General features: G+C 66.4%; 1 protein-coding gene. It reads left to right on the top strand.

Annotated features, from left to right (window positions below; genetic code table 11):
• Nucleotides 1–190: 190 nt before the first annotated feature.
• Nucleotides 191–22,987, top strand: a complete 22,797-nt coding sequence (locus KW568_RS04450) for a BapA/Bap/LapF family large adhesin (protein ID WP_259537759.1) — start codon at nt 191–193, stop codon at nt 22,985–22,987.
• Nucleotides 22,988–23,012 lie beyond the last annotated feature (25 nt).

Genomic DNA, 23,012 nt, shown 5'->3' with positions numbered 1-23,012 from the left:
GGCTTTTCTACCAAAGGATTAACCCAGAAAGCCATCTGGTTGCTTCCGCACCGGCTGCTATATCTCCCTAACCACCCGTTTGTCGACTGCCTGGTCGAGGCTGTGCGTAAGACCCCTGAAAGGGCTCTGTTACGTCGGTTGTGGCCCGAACACTCGGGCCGGGGGATCCGGATATCAGCAGGGAGCATCCATGGACAACATCGTCGTCGCCGATAAGCAATCCGAAGTCGCCACTCAGAGCACCTGGGGCAATATCAATCTCAAAGCACCAAGCGTCGTGCAGGTACCGGTTTCTCCAGACAAAGTGGCCACGGTCACCCAGCGCGGGCAGGACCTGATCATCACCCTGAAGTCAGGCGAAAAGGTCACCATCGGTAACTTCTTCGCCGTAGACCAGGCCGGGGTCGGCAGCGATATGGTCTTCGTCGGCGACGATGGCACCCTGTGGCATGCCCAGTACGATGCAGCAGCGTTCACCGGCTTCACTTTTGAAGACGTGGCCTCGTTGGACGAACTGGTCGCGGGTATTGGCACCGCCGGTAGCGCCATGCCAACGTGGGCGATAGCCGGGCTCAGCCTGCTCGGCGTGGGCGGCGCAGCGGCGGCGGCGAACAACGGCGGCGGCAGCAGCAGCAGCGGCGGCGGTTCCGACCCCGACACCAGCGCACCGGCCACACCGATCGACCTGCTGGTTTCGCCGGATGGCTTGCGTCTGACCGGCCGTGGCGAAGCAGGCACCACGGTGAACATCCGCGACGCCGCCGGCAACCTGATCGGCAGCGGCACAGTGGGTGCCGACGGCAGTTTCAACGTGACGCTGAATGCGCCGCAGATCAACAGCGAAAACCTTGATGTCACCCTGACCGACGCCGCCGGCAATGTCTCGGCGCCTGGCACTGTCACTGCGCCGGACGCAACTGCACCACTGGCGCCGACCGACCTGGCTATCAATGAGCAAGGTAACACCCTCACCGGTCGTGCCGAGCCCGGCTCGACGGTTTCCGTGCGAGGCGCAGGTGGTATATTGCTGGGCACTGCGGTGGCCGGTGCGGACGGCCAGTTCAGCATCACTCTGCAACCGCCACAAATCGACGGCCAGGCCCTGGAGATCAGCGCCGCAGACGCGGCTGGCAATATCTCGCCAGTTGCTAGCATCACGGCGCCGGACGTCGACAACCCAGATACCACAGCCCCTGAACAACCGACTGACCTGGCCTTGGCCGATGGCGTCACTTTCACCGGACGCGGTGAGCCTGGCGCTACCGTGCAGGTGCGCGATGCTGCCGGCAACCTGATTGGCACCGGTGTCGTCGGGGCCGACGGCCTGTTCAGCCTCACCCTGTCGCCTGCCCAGGCCAATGGTGAAGCACTCGACGTGCGTCTGGTGGATGCCGCCGGCAACAGTTCGATACCGCTGGAGTTCACAGCCCCGGATATCACACCGCCCGAGGCGGTCACCGACATTCTGGTCGGCCCAGGTGGCACGGCCCTGAGCGGTCGCGGCGAACCGGGTGCCACTGTCGAAGTGCGCGATGCCAATGGCACTGTGATCGGCACGGGTGTGGTGGGTGCCAACGGCACCTTCCTGATCGACCTCGCCCCAGCCGCACAGCCGGGCGAGCAGTTGAGCCTGGTGCAGACCGACCCAAGCGGTAATGCTTCGGTGGCTACCGAGTACGACGTACCACTGACCACCGCGCCCGACAGCCCGAGCAATCTGGCCATCAATGCTGATGGCACCACCCTCACCGGTACCGCACCTGCCGGCACCCGTGTGGAAGTGCATGACGCCAACGGCACGCTGATTGGCAGTGCCATTGCCAACGCCGATGGCAGCTTCAGCATCGAACTGAATCCCGCACAAGCCAACGGCGAACTGCTGGACGTGGTCGCCATTGATGACGGCGGCGTTTCCTCGCTGCCCGCACAGATCACCGCACCCGACATCACCGCCCCTGCCGCACCAACCGAACTGGCCGTGAGCGCGGACGGCAGCGTTATCACCGGCCGTGCCGAACCGGGCAGCACCGTGCGCATCGTGGCTGCCGACGGCACCGAACTGGGCACTGCCGTGGTCGGCCCGACCGGCGTGTTCAGCCTCAACCTCAATCCGCCACAAGTTGACGGCGAAGTGCTGCAGGCCACCGCGACCGATGCCGCTGGCAATACTTCCGTTGCCAGCTCGGTCACCGCCCCAGACATCGATGGCGGCGACACCACCCCGCCTGAAGCCCCGACCAATCTGGTGATCGGCTTTGCCGGCAGCCAGCTCAGTGGTCGAGGCGAAGTGGGCACCACCGTCCAGGTGCGTGACGCGGCCGGCAACATCCTCGCGACCGGCACCGTCGCTGCAGATGGCACCTTCGTCATTACCCTGGACCCTGCCGTGAACGACGGCAGTACCTTGCAAGTCACCCTCACCGACGCCGCCGGCAACGTATCCCAGCCGGGCTCGGTCACTTCGGCCGACTTGCTGCCGCCAGCACAACCGACTGACCTGGCCCTGACCGATGGTGTCACCTTCACCGGTCGAGGTGAGCCCGGTGCTACCGTCCAGGTACGCGATGCAGCCGGCAACCTGATTGGCACCGGTGTCGTCGGGGCCGACGGCCTGTTCAGCATTGCCCTGTCGCCTGCCCAGGCCAACGGCGAAGCCCTGGACATCCGCCAGGTGGATGCCGCCGGCAACAGTTCGATACCGCTGGAGTTCACAACCCCCGACATCACACCGCCCGATGCGGTCACCGACATCCTGGTCGGCCCAGGTGGCACGGCCCTGAGCGGTCGTGGCGAGCCGGGGGCCACTGTGGACGTGCGTGATGCCAATGGCACCGTGATCGGCACGGGTGTGGTCGGTGCCAACGGCACCTTCCTGATCGACCTCGCCCCAGCCGCGCAGCCGGGCGAGCAGTTGAGCCTGGTGCAGACCGACCCAAGCGGCAATGCTTCGGTGGCTACCGAGTACGACGTACCACTGACCACCGCGCCCGACAGCCCGAGCAATCTGGCCATCAATGCTGATGGCACCACCCTCACCGGTACCGCGCCGGCCGGCACCCGTGTGGAAGTGCATGACGCCAACGGCACGCTGATTGGCACTGTGGTGGCTGGCCCCGACGGCAGCTTCACCGTCACCCTCGACCCGGCCCAGGCCAACGGCGAACTGCTGGACGTGGTCGCCATTGATGACGGCGGCGTTTCCTCGCTGCCCGCACAGATCACCGCCCCCGACATCACCGCCCCTGCCACCCCAACCGAACTGGCGGTCAGCGCGGACGGCAGCGTTATCACCGGCCGTGCCGAGCCGGGCAGCACCGTGCGCATCGTGGCTGCCGACGGCACCGAACTGGGCACTGCCGTGGTCAGCCCGACCGGCGTGTTCAGCCTCAACCTCAATCCGCCACAAGTTGACGGCGAAGTGCTACAGGCCACCGCGACCGATGCCGCTGGCAACACATCGCCAAGCAGCGCAGTCACCGCACCGGATATCGACGGGATCGACACCACGCCACCCGCAGCCCCGACTGACTTGGTGATCGGTCTTGCCGGTAGCCAGCTCAGCGGTCGAGGCGAAGCCGGCTCTACCGTGCAGGTACGTGACGCGGCAGGCAACATCCTCGCGACTGGCACCGTCGCTGCAGATGGCACCTTCGCCATCGCCCTGGACCCTGCCGTGAACGACGGCAGCACCTTGCAAGTCACCCTCACCGACGCCGCTGGCAACGTATCCCAACCGGGCTCGGTCACCTCGGCTGACGTGCTGCCGCCCGCACAACCGACTGACCTGGCCCTGGCCGATGGCGTCACTTTCACCGGTCGCGGTGAGCCTGGTGCCACCGTGCAGGTGCGCGATGCTGCCGGCAACCTGATTGGCACCGGCGTCGTCGGTGCCGACGGCCTGTTCAGCCTCACCCTGTCGCCTGCCCAGACAAATGGTGAAGCACTCGACGTGCGTCTGGTGGATGCCGCCGACAACAGTTCGATACCGCTGGAGTTCACAGCCCCGGATATCACACCGCCCGAGGCGGTCACCGACATTCTGGTCGGCCCAGGTGGCACGGCCCTGAGCGGTCGCGGCGAACCGGGTGCCACTGTGGAAGTGCGTGATGCCAATGGCACTGTGATCGGCACAGGTGTGGTCGGTGCCAACGGCACCTTCCTGATCGACCTGAATCCGGCCGCACAGCCGGGCGAGCAGTTGAGCCTGGTGCAGACCGACCCAAGCGGCAATGCTTCGGTGGCTACCGAGTACGACGTACCACTGACCACCGCGCCCGACAGCCCGAGCAATCTGGCCATCGATGCTGATGGCACCACCCTCGCCGGTACCGCGCCGGCCGGCACCCGTGTGGAGGTGCATGACGCCAACGGCACGCTGATTGGCAGTGCCATTGCCAACGCCGATGGCAGCTTCAGCATCGAACTGAATCCCGCACAAGCCAACGGCGAACTGCTGGACGTGGTGGCCATCGATGACGGCGGCGTTTCCTCGCTGCCCGCACAGATCACCGCACCGGATGTCACCGCCCCTGCCGCACCGACCGAACTGGCCGTGAGCGCGGACGGCAGCGTTATCACCGGCCGCGCCGAGCCGGGCAGCACCGTGCGCATCGTGGCTGCCGACGGCACCGAACTGGGCACTGCCGTGGTCGGCCCGACCGGCGTGTTCAGCCTCAACCTCAATCCGCCACAAGTTGACGGCGAAGTGCTGCAGGCCACCGCAACCGATGCGGCTGGCAACACTTCCGTTGCCAACTCGGTCACCGCGCCGGACATTGATGGCGGCGATACCACCCCGCCTGAAGCACCGACCAATCTGGTGATCGGCCTTGCCGGCAGCCAACTCAGTGGTCGAGGCGAAGCCGGCTCTACCGTGCAGGTGCGTGACGCGGCCGGCAACATCCTCGCGACCGGCACCGTCGCTGCAGATGGCACCTTCGTCATTACCCTGGACCCCGCCGTGAACGACGGCAGCACCTTGCAGGTCACCCTCACCGACGCCGCTGGCAACGTATCGCAGCCGGGCTCGGTCACCTCGGCCGACTTGCTGCCGCCCGCACAACCGACTGACCTGGCCCTGGCCGATGGCGTCACCTTCACTGGTCGCGGCGAGCCCGGTGCTACCGTGCAGGTGCGCGATGCCGGCGGTACTGTCATCGGTACTGGTGTCGTCGGTGCCGACGGCCTGTTCAGCCTCACCCTGTCGCCTGCCCAGACCAATGGCGAAGCACTCGACGTGCGTCTGGTGGATGCCGGCGGCAACAGCTCTGCCCCATTGCAATTCGATGCGCCGGACATCACACCACCTGAGGCAGTAACCAATATTACAGTTGGTGCTGACGGCCTGGCCCTGAGCGGTCGCGGCGAACCAGGTGCCACTGTGGAAGTGCGTGATGCCAATGGCACTGTGATCGGCACGGGTGTGGTCGGTGCCAACGGCACCTTCCTGATCAACCTCGCCCCAGCCGCACAGCCGGGCGAGCAGTTGAGCCTGGTGCAGACCGACCCAAGCGGTAATGCTTCGGTGGCTACCGAGTACGATGTACCACTGACCACCGCGCCCGACAGCCCGAGCAATCTGGCCATCAATGCTGATGGCACCACCCTCACCGGTACCGCGCCGGCCGGCAGCCGTGTGGAAGTGCATGATGCCAACGGCACGTTGATTGGCAGTGCCATTGCCAGCGCCGATGGCAGCTTCAGCATCGAACTGAATCCCGCACAAGCCAACGGCGAACTGCTGGACGTGGTGGCCATCGATGACGGCGGCATTTCCTCGCTGCCCGCCCAAATCACCGCGCCCGACATCACCGCCCCTGCCGCACCGACCGAACTGGCCGTGAGCGCGGACGGCAGCGTTATCACCGGCCGTGCCGAACCGGGCAGCACCGTGCGCATCGTGGCTGCCGACGGCACCGAACTGGGCACTGCCGTGGTCGGCCCGACCGGCGTGTTCAGCCTCAACCTCAACCCGCCACAAGTTGACGGCGAAGTGCTGCAAGCCACCGCGACCGATGCCGCTGGCAACACTTCCGTTACCAGCTCGGTCACCGCACCGGACATCGATGGCGGCGATACCACCCCGCCTGAAGCACCGACCAATCTGGTGATCGGCGTTGCCGGCAGCCAACTCAGTGGTCGAGGCGAAGCCGGCTCCACCGTGCAGATACGTGACGCGGCAGGCAACATCCTCGCGACTGGCACCGTCGCTGCAGATGGCACCTTCACCGTCACCCTGGACCCTGCCGTGAACGACGGCAGCACCTTGCAAGTCACCCTCACCGACGCCGCCGGCAACGTATCGCAGCCGGGCTCGGTCACCTCGGCCGACTTGCTGCCGCCCGCACAACCGACCGACCTGGCCCTGGCCGATGGCGTCACCTTCACCGGTCGCGGTGAGCCCGGTGCTACCGTGCAGGTACGCGATGCAGCCGGCAACCTGATTGGCACCGGTGTCGTCGGGGCCGACGGCCTGTTCAGCATTGCCCTGTCGCCTGCCCAGGCCAATGGTGAAGCACTCGACGTGCGTCTGGTGGATGCCGGCGGCAACAGCTCTGCCCCATTGCAATTCGATGCGCCGGATATCACACCACCTGAGGCAGTAACCAATATTACAGTTGGTGCTGACGGCCTGACCCTGAGCGGTCGCGGCGAACCGGGTGCCACTGTCGAAGTGCGTGATGCCAATGGCACCGTGATCGGCACGGGTGTGGTCGGTGCCAACGGCACCTTCCTGATCAACCTCGCCCCAGCCGCACAGCCAGGCGAGCAGTTGAGCCTGGTGCAGACCGACCCAAGCGGCAATGCGTCCGTGGCTACTGAGTACGACGTACCGCTGACCACTGCGCCCGATAGCCCGAGCAATCTGGCCATCAATGCTGATGGCACCACCCTCACCGGTACCGCACCTGCTGGCACCCGTGTGGAAGTGCATGACGCCAACGGCACGCTGATTGGCAGTGTGGTGGCTGGCCCCGACGGCAGCTTCACCGTAACCCTCGACCCGGCCCAGTCCAATGGCGAACTGCTGGACGTGGTCGCCATCGATGACGGCGGCCTTTCCTCGCTGCCTACCCAGATCACCGCACCGGATATCACCGCCCCTGCCGCCCCAACCGAACTGGCGGTCAGCGCGGACGGCAGCGTTATCACCGGCCGCGCCGAGCCGGGCAGCACCGTGCGCATCGTGGCTGCCGACGGCACCGAACTGGGCACTGCCGTGGTCGGCCCGACCGGCGTGTTCAGCCTCAACCTCAATCCGCCACAAGTTGACGGCGAAGTGCTGCAGGCCACCGCAACCGATGCGGCTGGCAACACTTCCGTTGCCAACTCGGTCACCGCGCCGGACATTGATGGCGGCGATACCACCCCGCCTGAAGCACCGACCAATCTGGTGATCGGCGTTGCCGGTAGCCAGCTCAGCGGTCGAGGCGAAGCCGGCTCCACCGTGCAGGTACGTGACGCGGCAGGCAACATCCTCACGACCGGCACTGTCGCTGCAGATGGCACCTTCACCGTCACCCTGGCCCCTGCCGTGAACGACGGCAGCACCTTGCAAGTCACCCTCACCGATGCCGCCGGCAACGTATCCCAACCGGGCTCGGTCACCTCGGCTGACGTGCTGCCGCCCGCACAACCGACTGACCTGGCCCTGGCCGATGGCGTCACCTTCACCGGTCGCGGCGAGCCCGGCGCTACCGTGCAAGTGCGCGATGCTGCCGGCAACCTGATTAGCACCGGTGTCGTCGGTGCCGACGGCCTGTTCAGCCTCACCTTGTCGCCTGCCCAGGCCAATGGTGAAGCGCTCGATGTGCGTCTGGTGGATGCCGCCGGCAACGCCTCGGCGCCACTGCAATTCGATGCGCCGGACATCACCCCACCTGAGGCAGTAACCAATATTACGGTTGGTGCTGACGGCCTGGCCCTGAGCGGTCGCGGCGAGCCAGGTGCCACTGTCGAAGTGCGCGATGCCAATGGCACCGTGATCGGCACGGGTGTGGTGGGTGCCAACGGCACCTTCCTGATCGACCTCGCCCCGGCCGCACAGCCGGGCGAGCAGTTGACCCTGGTGCAGACCGACCCAAGCGGCAACGCTTCCTCGGCATTGCAATTCGAAGTCCCGGTCACCACTGCGCCTGCCAGCCCCAGCGACCTGGTATTCGCCGAAGACGGCAGCAGCATCAGCGGTACCGCACCTGCCGGCACCCGTGTGGAAGTGCATGACGCCAACGGCACGCTGATTGGCAGTGTGGTGGCGGGCCCCGACGGCAGCTTCACCGTTACCCTCGACCCGGCCCAGGCCAACGGCGAACTGCTGGACGTGGTGGCCATTGATGACGGCGGCGTTTCCTCGCTGCCCGCACAAATCACCGCGCCCGACATCACCGCCCCTGCCGCCCCAACCGAACTGGCGGTCAGCGCGGACGGCAGCGTTATCACCGGCCGTGCCGAACCGGGCAGCACCGTGCGCATCGTGGCTGCCGACGGCACCGAACTGGGCACTGCCGTGGTCGGCCCGACCGGCGTGTTCAGCCTCAACCTCAATCCGCCACAAGTTGACGGCGAAGTGCTGCAGGCCACCGCGACCGATGCCGCTGGCAACACTTCCGTTGCCAGCTCGGTCACCGCGCCGGACATCGATGGCGGCGATACCACCCCGCCTGAAGCACCGACCAATCTGGTGATCGGCGTTGCCGGTAGCCAGCTCAGCGGTCGAGGCGAAGCCGGCTCCACCGTGCAGGTACGTGACGCGGCAGGCAACATCCTCACGACCGGCACTGTCGCTGCAGATGGCACCTTCACCGTCACCCTGGCCCCTGCCGTGAACGACGGCAGCACCTTGCAAGTCACCCTCACCGATGCCGCCGGCAACGTATCCCAACCGGGCTCGGTCACCTCGGCTGACGTGCTGCCGCCCGCACAACCGACTGACCTGGCCCTGGCCGATGGCGTCACCTTCACCGGTCGCGGCGAGCCCGGCGCTACCGTGCAAGTGCGCGATGCTGCCGGCAACCTGATTAGCACCGGTGTCGTCGGTGCCGACGGCCTGTTCAGCCTCACCTTGTCGCCTGCCCAGGCCAATGGTGAAGCGCTCGATGTGCGTCTGGTGGATGCCGCCGGCAACGCCTCGGCGCCACTGCAATTCGATGCGCCGGACATCACCCCACCTGAGGCAGTAACCAATATTACGGTTGGTGCTGACGGCCTGGCCCTGAGCGGTCGCGGCGAGCCAGGTGCCACTGTCGAAGTGCGCGATGCCAATGGCACCGTGATCGGCACGGGTGTTGTCGGTGCCAACGGCACCTTCCTGATCGACCTCGCCCCGGCCGCACAGCCGGGCGAGCAGTTGACCCTGGTGCAGACCGACCCAAGCGGCAACGCTTCCTCGGCATTGCAATTCGAAGTCCCGGTCACCACTGCGCCTGCCAGCCCCAGCGACCTGGTATTCGCCGAAGACGGCAGCAGCATCAGCGGTACCGCACCTGCCGGCACCCGTGTGGAAGTGCATGACGCCAACGGCACGCTGATTGGCAGTGTGGTGGCGGGCCCCGACGGCAGCTTCACCGTTACCCTCGACCCGGCCCAGGCCAACGGCGAACTGCTGGACGTGGTCGCCATTGATGACAGCGGCGTTTCCTCGCTGCCCGCCCAAATCACCGCACCGGATATCACCGCCCCTGCCGCACCGACCGAACTGGTGATCAATGCCGACGGCAGCGTGGTCACCGGCCGTGCCGAACCGGGCAGCACCGTACGCGTGCTGGCCGCCGACGGCACCACTGTGCTGGGTAGCGTGGTAGTTGGCGCTACCGGCAGCTTCAGCATCACCCTCGACCCGCCACAGATAGACGGCGAAGTGCTGCAAGTGACGGCCACCGATGCGGCAGGCAACGCCTCCACCGCCAGTAACCTTACCGCGCCGGACATCGATGGCGGCGACACAACGCCACCGCAGACCCCGACCAACCTGGTGATCAGTGCTGCCGGCAGCCAACTCAGCGGTCGTGGCGAAGCCGGTACCAGCGTTCAGGTGCGCGATGACGCAGGCACCGTAGTTGCCACGGGCACAGTCAATCCCGATGGTACCTTCGCCATCACCTTGAACCCGGCCATCACCGATGGCAGTACCCTGCAAGTGACCCTGACCGACACTGCCGGCAATGTCTCGCAACCCGGTTCGGTCGCCGCGCCAGACCTGCTGGCCCCAGCGCAGCCAACCGAGCTGGCCTTGGTTGATGGCGTGACCTTTACCGGCCGCGGCGAGCCCGGTGCCACCGTACAGGTGCGCAATGCCAGCGGCAGCCTGATCGGCACTGGCTTGGTCAACGAAGACGGCACCTTCAGCGTCACGCTGTTCCCCGCCCAGGCCAATGGTGAGGCCCTGGACATTCGCGTGGTAGACGCCGCCGGCAACAGTTCAACGCCGCTGGCGTTCACTGCACCGGACGTCACGCCGCCAGCTGCCGTCAGCAACGTCGTGGTGGGCGCCGATGGCCTGGTGCTCAGTGGCCGTGGCGAGGCCGGTGCTACCGTACAGGTACGTGATGCCAACGGCTCTGTCATAGGCACCGCCACAGTCGGCGCCAACGGAACCTTCTTGGTCGACCTCACCCCAGCCGCGCAACCGGGCGAGCAATTGAGCCTGGTGCAGACCGATGCGAGCGGCAACGCCTCTGAAGCCCTGCAATATGAAGTCCCGGCAACCACGACCCCAGCCAGCCCAAGCGACCTGGTGGTGGCTGCGAACGGCGCCAGCATCACTGGTACGGCCCCGACGGGCAGCCGTGTGGAAGTACACGATGCCAACGGCACACTGGTCGGCAGTGTGGTGGTAGGTGCCGGTGGCACCTTCACCGTCATCCTCAACCCGGCCCAGGCCAACGGCGAACTGCTGGACGTGGTGGCCATCGATGGCACCGGCGCTTCGTCCCTGCCGGTGCAAATCGCTGCGCCAGACATCACACCGCCGGTCACCCCGAGCGAGCTGGCGATCAGTGCCAACGGCAGCGAGGTCACCGGCCGCGCCGAAGTGGGCAGCACCGTGCGTGTGGTGGCCGCCGATGGCACCACCGTGCTGGGTAGTGTGGTGGTCGACGCCACTGGCAGTTTCAGCATCACCCTCGACCCGCCACAGGTAAACGGCGAGGTACTGCAAATCACCGCCACCGACGCCGCCGGCAACACCTCCACGGCCGGCGACATCACCGCGCCGGACATCGACGGTGGCGACACCACACCACCGGATGCCGCAACCAACTTGGTAGTCGGCCTGGCCGGGGCCCAGCTCAATGGCCGCGGCGAAGCCGGGGCCAGCGTGCAGGTGCGCGATGCCCAGGGCAATGTACTGGCCAACGGCTCGGTCAACCCGGACGGCACCTTCCAGATCACCCTTGACCCACCGGTGAAAGATGGCAGCAACCTGCAAGTGGTGCTGACCGATGCCAGCGGCAATGCTTCTGCCCCGGCGTCGGTGGTTACCCCGGACTTGCAGGCCCCGGCCCAACCGAGCGGCGTGGCCTTGGCCGACGGCGTGACCCTGAGCGGCAACGGCGAGCCAGGCGCGACCGTGCAGGTACGCGATGCCTTGGGCAACTTGCTCGGCACTGGCCTGGTCACTGAAACCGGCAGTTTCAGCATCACCCTGTCGCCGGCCCAGGCCAATGGCGAAATCCTCGACATCCGTCTGATCGATGCCGCCGGCAATGTCTCTTCACCCCTGCAGTTCGAGGCCCCGGACATCACCGTGCCTGCCGCAGTCAGCAACATTGTCGTCGGCGCCGACGGCCTGACCTTGGGCGGTCGCGGCGAAGCCGGTGCTACCGTCGAGGTGCGCGATGCCAATGGCACGCTGATCGGTACCGGCACAGTGACCGCGAACGGTACTTTCCTGATCGACCTCGATCCGGCTGCACTGCCGGGTGAACGCCTGAGCCTGGTACAGACCGACCCGAGCGGCAACGCCTCTGAAGCGCTGACCTACGACGTGCCACTGGTGGTCACCCCGACCAGCCCGAGCGAACTGGTCGTCGCCGCCGATGGCAGCAGCATCAGCGGTTCTGCTCCTGCTGGTAGCCGCGTGGAAGTGCATGATGCCAACGGCACGATGGTCGGTAGCATCGTGGTGGGTGCCGAGGGCACCTTCACCGTGGTGCTCACACCGGCCCAGGCCAATGGCGAATTACTGGACGTGGTGGCGATCGACAACAACGGCACCTCGTCGTTGCCGGTGCAGGTCGCCGCACCAGACATCACCGCGCCTGTGGCGCCAAGCGATCTGGCAATCAGTGGCGACGGTACCGTTGTCAGCGGCCGCGCCGAAGCAGGCAGCACCGTCCGTGTGCTGGCCGCCGATGGCATCAGTGTACTGGGCAGTGTCGTGGTGGGGGCCAGCGGTGCCTTCAGCATCGGCCTCACCCCGCCACAAGTGGCAGGCGAGCAGTTGCAGGTGACGGCCACCGATGTCGCAGGCAACGCCTCCACGGCCGGCAACGTCACCGCACCGATCGTGGACAACGGCGGCGACACCACACCGCCGGAGCCCGCTACCGAGCTGGCCATCAGTAACGATGGCCGCACAGTCTCCGGGCGCGGCGAAGCGGGCGCCACCGTGGAGGTGCGCAACGATCAGGGGCAGGTGCTGGTGAGCGGCACCGTTCAGCCCGATGGCAGCTTCAATGTGCAACTGCCAACCCCGGTGGTGGATGGCTCGTCCCTGCAAGTGACCCTGACCGATGCCGCCGGCAACGTCTCTACACCTAGCCCGCTGACGGCGCCCGACCAGGTAGCACCGCTGCAACCCACCGACCTGGTGCTGAGTAATGGTGACAGCCTGGTCGGTACTGCAGAAGGGGGCGCACGGATTGAGGTCAAAGATGCCTTGGGCAACCTGATCGGTAGCGTCATTGCCGAGCCGGATGGCAGCTTCAGCCTGACCCTCAACCCGCCCCAGGCCAATGGCGAAACCTTGTCCATCACCGTGACCGATGCGGCAGGCAATACCTCGGTGCCGCTGAGTTACGTGGCCCCGGACATTACCGCACCGGCGATCGTCACTGACGTGCTGGCAGGCGATGGCAGCCTGGCCGTGTCTGGCCGTGGTGAGCCTGGTGCCACAGTCGAAGTGCGTGATGCCCAAGGCGCAGTCATCGGTACTGGCACCGTGGCGCCAAATGGCACCTTCGTGATTGACCTGGAGGCACCGCTGGCCGCAGGTGAGAACCTCGTGCTGGTGCAGACCGATGCCGCTGGCAATACCTCGGCAGGGGTCAGCGTGACCGTTGCCGATACACCGCTGCCCGAAAGCCCGAGCGGCGTGGTGGTGGCCGGTGACGGCTCCAGTGTTTCCGGTACCGCACCGGCAGATACGCAGGTGCAAGTGCGTGACGCGCAGGGCAATGTCCTGGGCAGCACCCAGGCCGGCCCGGATGGCAGCTTCACCATCGGCCTGACCCCGGCACAGGCCAACGGGGAAGCACTGGATGTCGTCGCGGTCGACGAAGCTGGCAACAGTTCGCTGCCGACCCAGATCACCGCGCCCGATATCACCCCGCCCAATGAAGCCAGTGAACTGCAACTGAGTGCCGATGGCGGCCTGCTCACCGGTCGCGGCGAACCGGGCACCACCGTGCAGGTCATCAGCGCCGACGGCACTGTGCTGGGCAACGCCCAGGTCGGTGCCGACGGTGTGATCAGCGTGGTCCTGAACCCAGCGCAGACCGACGGCCAGGAACTGGACGTGGTCCTGCGCGACCCCGCTGGCAACACCTCGACCGCCAACATCGTCGCGCCCGATACCGACGGCCCGCTGCAACCCTCCGGGCTGGCTATCGATACCGCTGGCATTCACCTTACCGGCCAGGGTCAAAGCGGCTCCATCGTCACCGTGCGTGACGCCGACGGCAATGTGCTGGGCACTGCCACCGTGGGCGGCGACGGCCGTTTCGACGTCACCCTCAACGCGCCACAGCGCAATGGCGAAAGCCTGACCGTCGAAGCGACCGACAACCTGGGCAATAGCGCAGGGCCGGTGGACTTCACCGCCCCCGACTCTACCCCGCCGCAAGTGGTCACCAACCCGGCCATCGACGGCACCGGTACCACGATCACCGGCAACGGCGAACCGGGCGCCACCGTGACCCTGCGCGGGCCGGATGGCAGCGTGCTGGGCAGCACGGTGGTTGGCGCGGGTGGCGCTTTCGAAATCACCCTCGACACGCCGCAAACCAACGGCCAGGCACTGACCGTGGAGCAACGCGACGCGGCCGGCAACCTGTCGGCGGCAGTCGACGTGTCGGCACCGGATACCCAGGCACCCGATAGCCCCACCGGTCTGGTCCTGGCTGGCGACGGCAGCAGCCTGAGCGGCAGCGGCGAGCCGGGTGCGCAGGTGACCGTGACCGGCACTGGCGGCACAGTACTGGGCACCGCAACGGTCCAGCCCGATGGCTCCTTCCAGGTGGCCATCGACCCGCCACAGCTCAATGGCCAGACGCTGTCTGTCACTCAGGCGGACAACAGCGGCAACGGCTCGCCCGCTGGCACCGTGACCGCACCTGACTTCGAGGCACCGCTGCCGGCGCAAGGGCTGGGCCTTGATCCTACCGGCACACTGCTCAGCGGGCAGGGCGAGGCAGGCAGCACCGTAGAGGTACGTGATGCCGCAGGCAACCTGCTAGGCACCATCCCGGTGAATGCAGACGGTACGTTCGAAGTGGCACTCTCCCCGGCCCAGACCAACGGTGAAGTGCTGTCGGTGGTGCTGATCGATGGCGGCGGCAATGCCTCGCCGTCGGCCACTTTCACCGCTGACGACAGTACCGCGCCAGCTGCACCTGCCGGCCTCACGATCACCCCGGGCGGCAGTGCCATCCAGGGTACCGGTGAAGCTGGCGCCACGGTGGAAGTGAAGCTTGCCGACGGCACGTTGGTAGGCACCGTCGTCGTGCCCGCAGGCGGCAGCTTCACGGTCCCACTATCGCCCGCCCAGTTGGACGGCCAGGCCCTGGATGTGACGCTGACCGATGCGGCCGGCAACATTTCGCAGCCCAGCCAGATCCTTGCGCCTGACATCACGCCACCGGCACTGCCCACCGACGTTGCAGTCAGCAGCGATGGCACGGCTGTGACCGGTAACGCACCTGGCGCCAGTTCGGTGACCGTGAGCGATGGGGCCGGCAATGTGATCACCGTTGCGGTCAACCCGGATGGCAGTTTCAGCGTGCCGCTGGATACACCGCAGAACAACGGCCAGACCGTAACCGTGGTAGTGACCGACGCAGCCGGCAACGACTCGGCGCCGGTCTCTGTCACCGCGCCGGACACGACCAACCCAGAACCGGCGACCGGGCTTACCGTAAGCCCGGATGGCAGCACGGTCGGCGGCACAGCCGAGCCTGGCAGCACAGTGGAAGTCCGCAACCCGGATGACACCGTGCGCGGCACTGTAACTACAGGGCCGGACGGCACCTTCGTGATCCCGGTCGCCCCACCGCTGGCATCAGGTGAAACCGTCGATGTGGTGGTGATCGACCCTGCCGGTAACGAATCGCCTGAAATACCACTGGCTGGCCCGACCGGTACCGAAGTGGCCACGCCTTCAGCCCTTGCCATCAGCGCCGACGGTTTCCTGCTGACCGGCCAGGGTACGGTCGGCTCGCTGATTACCGTAACCTCCGGGGGCACCACGCTGGGCAGCGCCACGGTCGGCAGCGACGGTACCTTCCGTGTGTTCCTCCAGAACGCCCAGCTCAACGCCCAGATCTTGCAGGTCAGTGCCAAGGCTACCGTCGATGGCCAGCCTTCGGTGCCGGCCATTATCGTGGCCAATGACACCACGGCACCGGACGCGCCGACGCAGGTAAACCTCAACGCCACCGGCAGTACGCTGACCGGCCAAGGCGAGGTGGGTGCAACTGTGCGCGTGACAGACCTACAAGGCACCTTGCTGGGGACTGCAACCGTCGCGAGCAATGGCCTGTTCAGCGTCAGCTTCTCGCCGGCCGTGGCCAATGGGCAGAACCTGATCGTCACCCAGGCTGATGCTGCAGGTAACGTTTCGCTCGCGGCCACCCTGCAAGCGCCTGACCTGCAGGCACCGCTGGCGGCCACTAACCTCAGCCTCAATAGCGCAGCCACCGTGCTCAGCGGCCAGGGCGAAGCCGGTGCCAGCGTCACCGTGCGCGACGCCAGCGGCGCCATCCTGGCCACCGGCACCGTCAACCAGAGCGGCCAGTTCCAGATCACCCTGCCCAGCGCGCAGGTGACCGGTAGCCCGCTACAGGTCACCCTCAGTGATGCCGCGGGCAATGTGTCCGGCCCGGCCAGCCTGGCCACGCCAGACCACACGCCGCCAGCGGCCATCAGTAACCCGGTGTTGAGCCAGGACGGCCGGCAGCTTTCCGGCAGCGGTGAAGCGGGCGCCACGGTACAGGTACGCAACGCCGCCGGTGCCTTGCTCGGCTCCGCCACGGTGGGCGCTGACGGTCGCTTCACGGTGACATTCGACACGCCGCAAACCAACGGCCAGGTCATCGGCGTGACGCAAGTGGATGCCGCCAGCAACACCTCGCCGGCAATCAATGTGACAACCCCGGACCTGACCCCACCCGCGCCGCTGACCAACGTGGTGCTGAACAACAACGGCCTGACCCTGACCGGCCTGGGCGAAGCCGGTGCCACGGTCACCGTTCACGGCCAGGACGGGACCATCATCGGCACCGGCCTGGTGGCGGCCAATGGCAGCTTTACCCTCACCCTGAACAGCGCCCAGCTCAACGCCCAGCACCTGAGCGTTACGCAGACCGACGCGGGCAACAACACCTCCACCGCCGTGGCGGTCACCGCGCCAGACTTCACCCCGCCTACGGCACCGACAGCACTGGTGCTGTCCGGTACCGGGCTGCAACTGACCGGTAACGCCGAAGCCGGCAGCACCGTGACCGTGCGCGATGCCAGCGGCAACGTGCTGGGCACAGCGGTAGCCAGTGGCAACGGCACCTTCCAGGTCACCCTGAACAGTGCCCAGACCAATGGCCAGACGCTGCAGGTGACCGCCACCGACGCAGCCGGCAACGTGTCGCCGGCCGCACCTTACACCGCAGCCGACACCACGCCGCCGGCCGCCGTGACCAACCTGGCTGTCTCCGCCAATGGCGCCACCCTGACAGGCGATGGCGAAGCAGGCGCAACCGTGACCGTACGGGCACCGGACGGTACCGTGCTGGGCAACGCTACAGTGGCCGCCGACGGTCACTTCAGCGTATCCCTGTCGCCGGCAGCGATCACGGGTGAAAGCCTGAGCGTGGTTCAGGCCGATGCCGCACAGAATGTCTCCCCTGCACAGAGCGTGACGGCGCCTGGCGTGCTGGCACCGGCCACGCCGGACAACCTGATACTGGCGGCCGACGGCCTGTCGGTGAGCGGCACCGCCGAGGCGGGCAGCACAATCAAGGTGTACGGCCCCAACGGCGTATTGCTGGGCAGCAGCCCGGTCACCAACGACGGCACGTTCACTGTCAATCTCGGCAGTGCACAGGCCAATGGCGAAGTGTTGCAGGTCAGCGCAACAGGCCCCGATGGCACCGTATCGCTGCCCGCTACCCTACAGGCCCCGGACACCACGGCACCGCAACCCCTCACCGACCTGGCGTTGTCCAACGACGGCCTGGTACTCAGTGGCCGCGGTGAAGCAGGTGCCACCGTTACCGTGATTGGCGAAGGCGGTGTCGACCTGGGCACTGCCGTGGTCGATGCCAATGGCAACTTCAATGTCAACCTGAACAGCGCGCAGATTAACGGCGAACAGCTCAGCGCCAGCCAGTCCGATGTGGCCGGCAACGAGTCCAACAGCGTCAGCCTGACAGCCCCTGACCGCGTCGCGCCGGATGCTGCCGGCAACCTGGCTTTCGCCGGGGGTGGCAGCTTGTTGAACGGTACCGGCGAAGCGGGTGCCGCCGTGCGTGTGCTCGCCGCCGATGGTTCGGTGCTGGGCAGCGCCACGGTGCGCGCCGACGGGACTTTCCAGGTCAGCCTCGCATCGCCTCAGGCCAACGGCCAACAGGTGCAGGTGGTACTGACCGATGCGGCCGGCAACCAGTCTGCTGCCAGCGCCATCACCGCACCCGATACCACACCGCCAACGGCACCCGGCGAACTGGCCGTTTCCGGTGATGGTGTCACCCTCACCGGCCGCGGCGAAGTGGGCGCGCGGGTGACCGTGACCAACCCGGCAGGCGAGGAAATTGGCAGCGCCACCGTCGATGCCAGTGGCCACTTCACCATCACGCTGAGCCCGGCACTGGGCAACGCCGAGCTGCTCAGCTTCACCCAGGCCGATGCGGCCGGCAACGTGTCGGCAGTGGCAACCCTGCAAACCCCCGACTTCACCCCGCCCGACCCGCTCACCCAAGTGGTGATCAACACCGACGGCAGTGTGGTCAGCGGCCTGGGCGAGGCCGGCGCCACGGTAATCGTCAGTAACGCGGCCGGTACCGTACTGGGCACGGGTATCGTATTGGCTGATGGCAGCTTCAGCGTCGAACTGTCACCCGCACAAATCAACAACCAGACACTGTCGGTACTGCAGGCCGATCCCCCCGGCAACGTCAGCCTGCCGGTCAACGTGCAAGCGCCGGACCTCACGCCGCCAGCGGCAGCAACCGAGCTGCGGCTCAATGCGGCAGGTGACGAGTTGGGCGGTGTCGGCGAAGTGGGCGCCACCGTGCGCGTGTACGTCGGTATCACGCAGGTGGGTACCGGCACAGTGGGCGTCGACGGGACCTTCATCGTCGAGCTGGATGCAGCGCAGCTCGATGGCCAGGTGCTGCAGGTCACCCTGACCGATGCAGCCGGCAACATCTCGCCAATCAGTTCGGTCACGGCGGTGGACACCACACCACCGGCCGCCGTGGTCGCCACCATCAACGACAGCGGTACCCAGGTGATCGGTACTGCCGAAGCCGGCACCCGCGTCACGGTGGTCAACAACAACGGCGACCTGCTGGGCCAGGTAACGGTGGAGCCGGACGGCACCTTCGTCCTTGACCTGAACCGCCCGCAAATCAACGGCGAAACGCTGACCATCATCGCTCAGGACGCCACTGGCAACCCGTCGGTACCGCTGGCAGTGACTGCGCCAGACCTGACGCCACCGGTGCAGCCGACCGACCTGCTGCTCAACGCAGCCGGTACGTCGATGACGGGTACGGCCGAAGCCGGCAGCACCATCACGGTGCGCGGCCCGAACAACAACATCGTGGGCACGGTGGAAGTGGGTGAGAACGGCCAGTTCACTGTGCCGATCAGCCCGGCACAGAACAACGGCCAGTTGCTGACGGTGGTGTCCACGGATGATGCTGGCAACGCTTCGGTGGCTGTCCCTTACCAGACCAACGACACCTCGCCACCCGACCTGGTGACCAACCTGGCGATCAACAACACCTTCAACGTGCTGACCGGCAAGGGCGAAGCCAATGCCACGGTTACCGTCAGCCTCGACGGAGACGTGATCGGTACCGGCGTGGTGGATGCCGCTGGCAACTTCCAGATAACGCTGGTGCCGGCGGCGGGCTCGCTCGCAACCCTGGAAGTGACACAGTCCGACGGCATCAATACGTCTGCGGTCGCGACCTACCTCACACCCTTGATCGCACCACCCGTGCCGCCCACCGACGTGACCTTGGGCAGCGACGGCCTGACCCTGACAGGCAGTGCACCCAGCGGTGTGGGCATTCGCGTGTACGACGCTGCAGGCAACCTGATCGGTACAGGGGTCGCAAGCCTGAACGGCTCCTTCACCCTGACGCTGGACGCAGCCCAGCTCAATGGCGAACACATTTCGGTGACAGCGGTGGCGCTGATAGGCGGCGAATCGCAGCCGACCTTCCTGCAAGCGGCCGACATCACGCCACCGACCAACCCGGTGGTCACCAGCCTGTCTGTCAATGGCCTGGTGCTGACCGGCACGGGTGAAGCCGGTGCCACGGTGACAGTGCGTGATGCCGGCAACAACGTGCTCGGCACGGCGGTGGTGAATGGCGGTGGCGTGTTCACCGTCAACCTGAACGCCGCGCAGCTCAACGGCCAGGTACTGGGCGTGAGCCAGGCTGACACTGCAGGCAATGTGTCCGGCAGCACAAGCTACACCGCCGCAGACCTGCAGCCACCTGCTGCCCCCACCAACGTCGCCATCAACGGCACCGGTACCGTGCTTACCGGTAGCGGTGAGGCGGGCGCTACCATTACCGTCCAAGGCCCGAACGGCCAGGTGGGTACCGGTGTGGTACAAGCCAACGGCACCTTCAGCATTACCTTGACCTCGCCACAGAACGACGGGCAACTGCTGGTGGTACGCCAGGCCGATGCTGCCGGCAACCTGTCCGCCAGCACCAGCCTGACTGCGCCGGACACCACCCCGCCAGCCGCCCCGCTGGCCACCATCAACGCCAACGGCACCTCGGTCAGTGGTGCTGGCCAGGTCGGCAGCACGGTCACCGTGCGCAACAGCGCCGGTACCGTACTGGGTACCGCAACGGTGGGCAGCAACGGCCTGTTCGTGGTCAGCCTGACTGCGGCGCAGATCGACAACCAGGCGCTCAGCGTCACCCTCACCGACAGCGCCGGTAACGTGTCCACGGGCACTGCACTGACCGCACCGGACCTGACCCCGCCTGCGGCTGCCGGCAACCTGCTGTTCAGTGCCGACGGCGGTACCCTCACCGGTACGGGCGAAGTGGGTGCCACCGTCACCGTACGCAGCGCCGGCGGGACCGTGCTGCAGACCGCGACGGTGCAGGCGGACGGCACCTTCACCGTGACCCTGAGCCCGCCTCAGGACAACGGCCAGATCCTTTCGGTGACCCTCAGCGACCCGCGCGGCAACGTGTCGGGCAACGTCAACGTCACTGCACCGGATGTGGATGCCAACGCGCCGGTCATCGCCAGCGACAACCTGGCCACGGCCACGGTCAACCTGGCAGCGGTCAGCGCCACGAAGACCTACACCGACAGCTTCACCACGCTACTGTCGGGGTTCTCCAAGACCTACACCTGGACGGTGGCAGCAGGCACCACGGCTGACCCTACCCTCACGCTGACCACCAACAGCGTGCTGGCATTGCTCAACAACACCAGCTTCACCCTGCAGGTGAAAGACGCCAGCGGCACCTGGGTGACCATCGCCACCGGTAACACTCAGGGCCTGCTCGACCTGATCGTGTTGCCAATCGGCTTGCAGGTGGACATCGGCGTGCTGCAAGCCGGTGATTACCGACTGACCGTGGGCAGTGGCGGCATCGGCCTGATCACCGAAGTGAGCACCACGCTGGACATCGTCTCCACCAGCCTGACCCAATTCACCGGCACCGGCATTGCCACCTCTGGCAACGTCATTACCGACGTGGGTACCGATGGCGCAGTGGATGCTCGTGGCCCGGACAGCGCCGCCGTGCTGCAAGTGCTCAAAAACGGCAGCTACGTCTCGGCCGGGACCGCCACGACGGTTCAGGGCCAGTACGGCACCCTGGTGATCCGTGCGGACGGCAGCTACACCTACACGCCGAACGGCAGCCCGAACAGTGTCGGCAAGGTGGACGTGTTCAGCTACCAACTGGTGCACCCTAACGGCCTGTCCGATGCCGCCAACCTGTACGTGCGCATCGACAGCCCGCAAGCCACGGAGGTCTGGAGCGACACCAACTACGGTGCACCGGCCACGGTGGTCGACGCAGTCAACGACGTTGGTACCAGCCAGGTCACCCTGGACAACCGCGTGGACTCCAGCAGCAGTACGCTGGGCTCGCTGAACCTGCCAGTGATCGGTACCCGCCAGGCCACCTACACCACCACGGTTGCCGCCAATACCACGGCCGACCTGCAGGTGGTGGTCAACTCCACCAACCTGTTGAGCCTGCTCAACGGCACCACCATCGAGCTGCTCAAGCTCAACCCGGCCACCGGCCAGTACGTGCTGGTGCAGTCGGTGCCAGGTGGTTCGCTGGTCAGCATACTGGGCGGCGGCGCCGGGTATACCTTCGAGAACCAGGGCGCCGGTACCTACCACGTACGTGTCACCGCCGGCGGCATCGGCTTGCTCAGCTCCATCACCACCAGCCTGAACACCACTACAACGTACCTGACCGAGTTCGTGGTCAGTGGCGCGACAGCCGCCACCGGCAACCTGCTGGCTGACGACAATGTCGGTTCGGCCTTGACCGTGCTGAGCGTGCTGACAGCGGCCAACACCTACACCATCCCGGGCTACAACGGGGTAAGCGTGGCCGGCACCTACGGCACGTTGCTGGTGCATGCCGACGGCAGCTACACCTACACCCTGAACGCAGGGCTCACCTCGGCGGTGGTGGGCCAGCACGACACCTTCACCTACGAGCTAAGCCACCCGAACGGCACGACCGACACCGCAACCCTCACCATCAACGTGGACAGCGCCGCCGGCCTCACCGCCACCACATCGCTGCTGGCCGATACCGGCGACGAGTCCGCGGCACTCGCCAGCCTGGCAGCGGCCACCGATGTGATCGCCGGCACTGACGGCAACGACCACCTCGATGGCAGCCAGGGTGGCCACATCACCCTGCAGGGTGGTGCGGGTGACGACACACTGGTGGTGGTCGACCAGAACTTCGCCAGCGTCGACGGTGGCTCGGGAACCGACACCCTGCTGTGGGGCGGCGGTGATGCCAGCATTGACCTGGGCAACCTGGCCGGGCGCGTACACGACATCGAAATCCTCGACCTCAACGACACCAGTTCGGTGGCGCTCACCCTCAACCTGGCGGATGTGGTGGCGATCACCGAAACCGGTACCGACACACTGATCATCAAGGGGGACGACAAAGACTCAGTTCACATGACGGACAACTGGACGCTGGTCGGGAACCAAACTGCCGACGGCATCGACTATAACCAGTACACGGCCCAGGAGGATCCAAGCCATCACCTGTGGGTACAGAACGGTATCCATGTGGTTTGAGGCCGCTGTAAACCCGTCGGGTGAA

The sequence above is a fragment of the Pseudomonas sp. HD6515 genome, assembly GCF_024971855.1.
GTDB lineage: Bacteria > Pseudomonadota > Gammaproteobacteria > Pseudomonadales > Pseudomonadaceae > Aquipseudomonas > Aquipseudomonas alloputida.
The sequence above is the reverse complement of the archived record's forward strand: the minus strand, read 5'-3'. Positions and strand labels throughout refer to the sequence as shown.

Bases quoted from the DNA above. Each gene is read 5' to 3' on its own strand.
- KW568_RS04450 (WP_259537759.1), top strand. From the start codon at position 191: ATGGACAACATCGTCGTCGCCGATAAGCAATCCGAAGTCGCCACTCAG.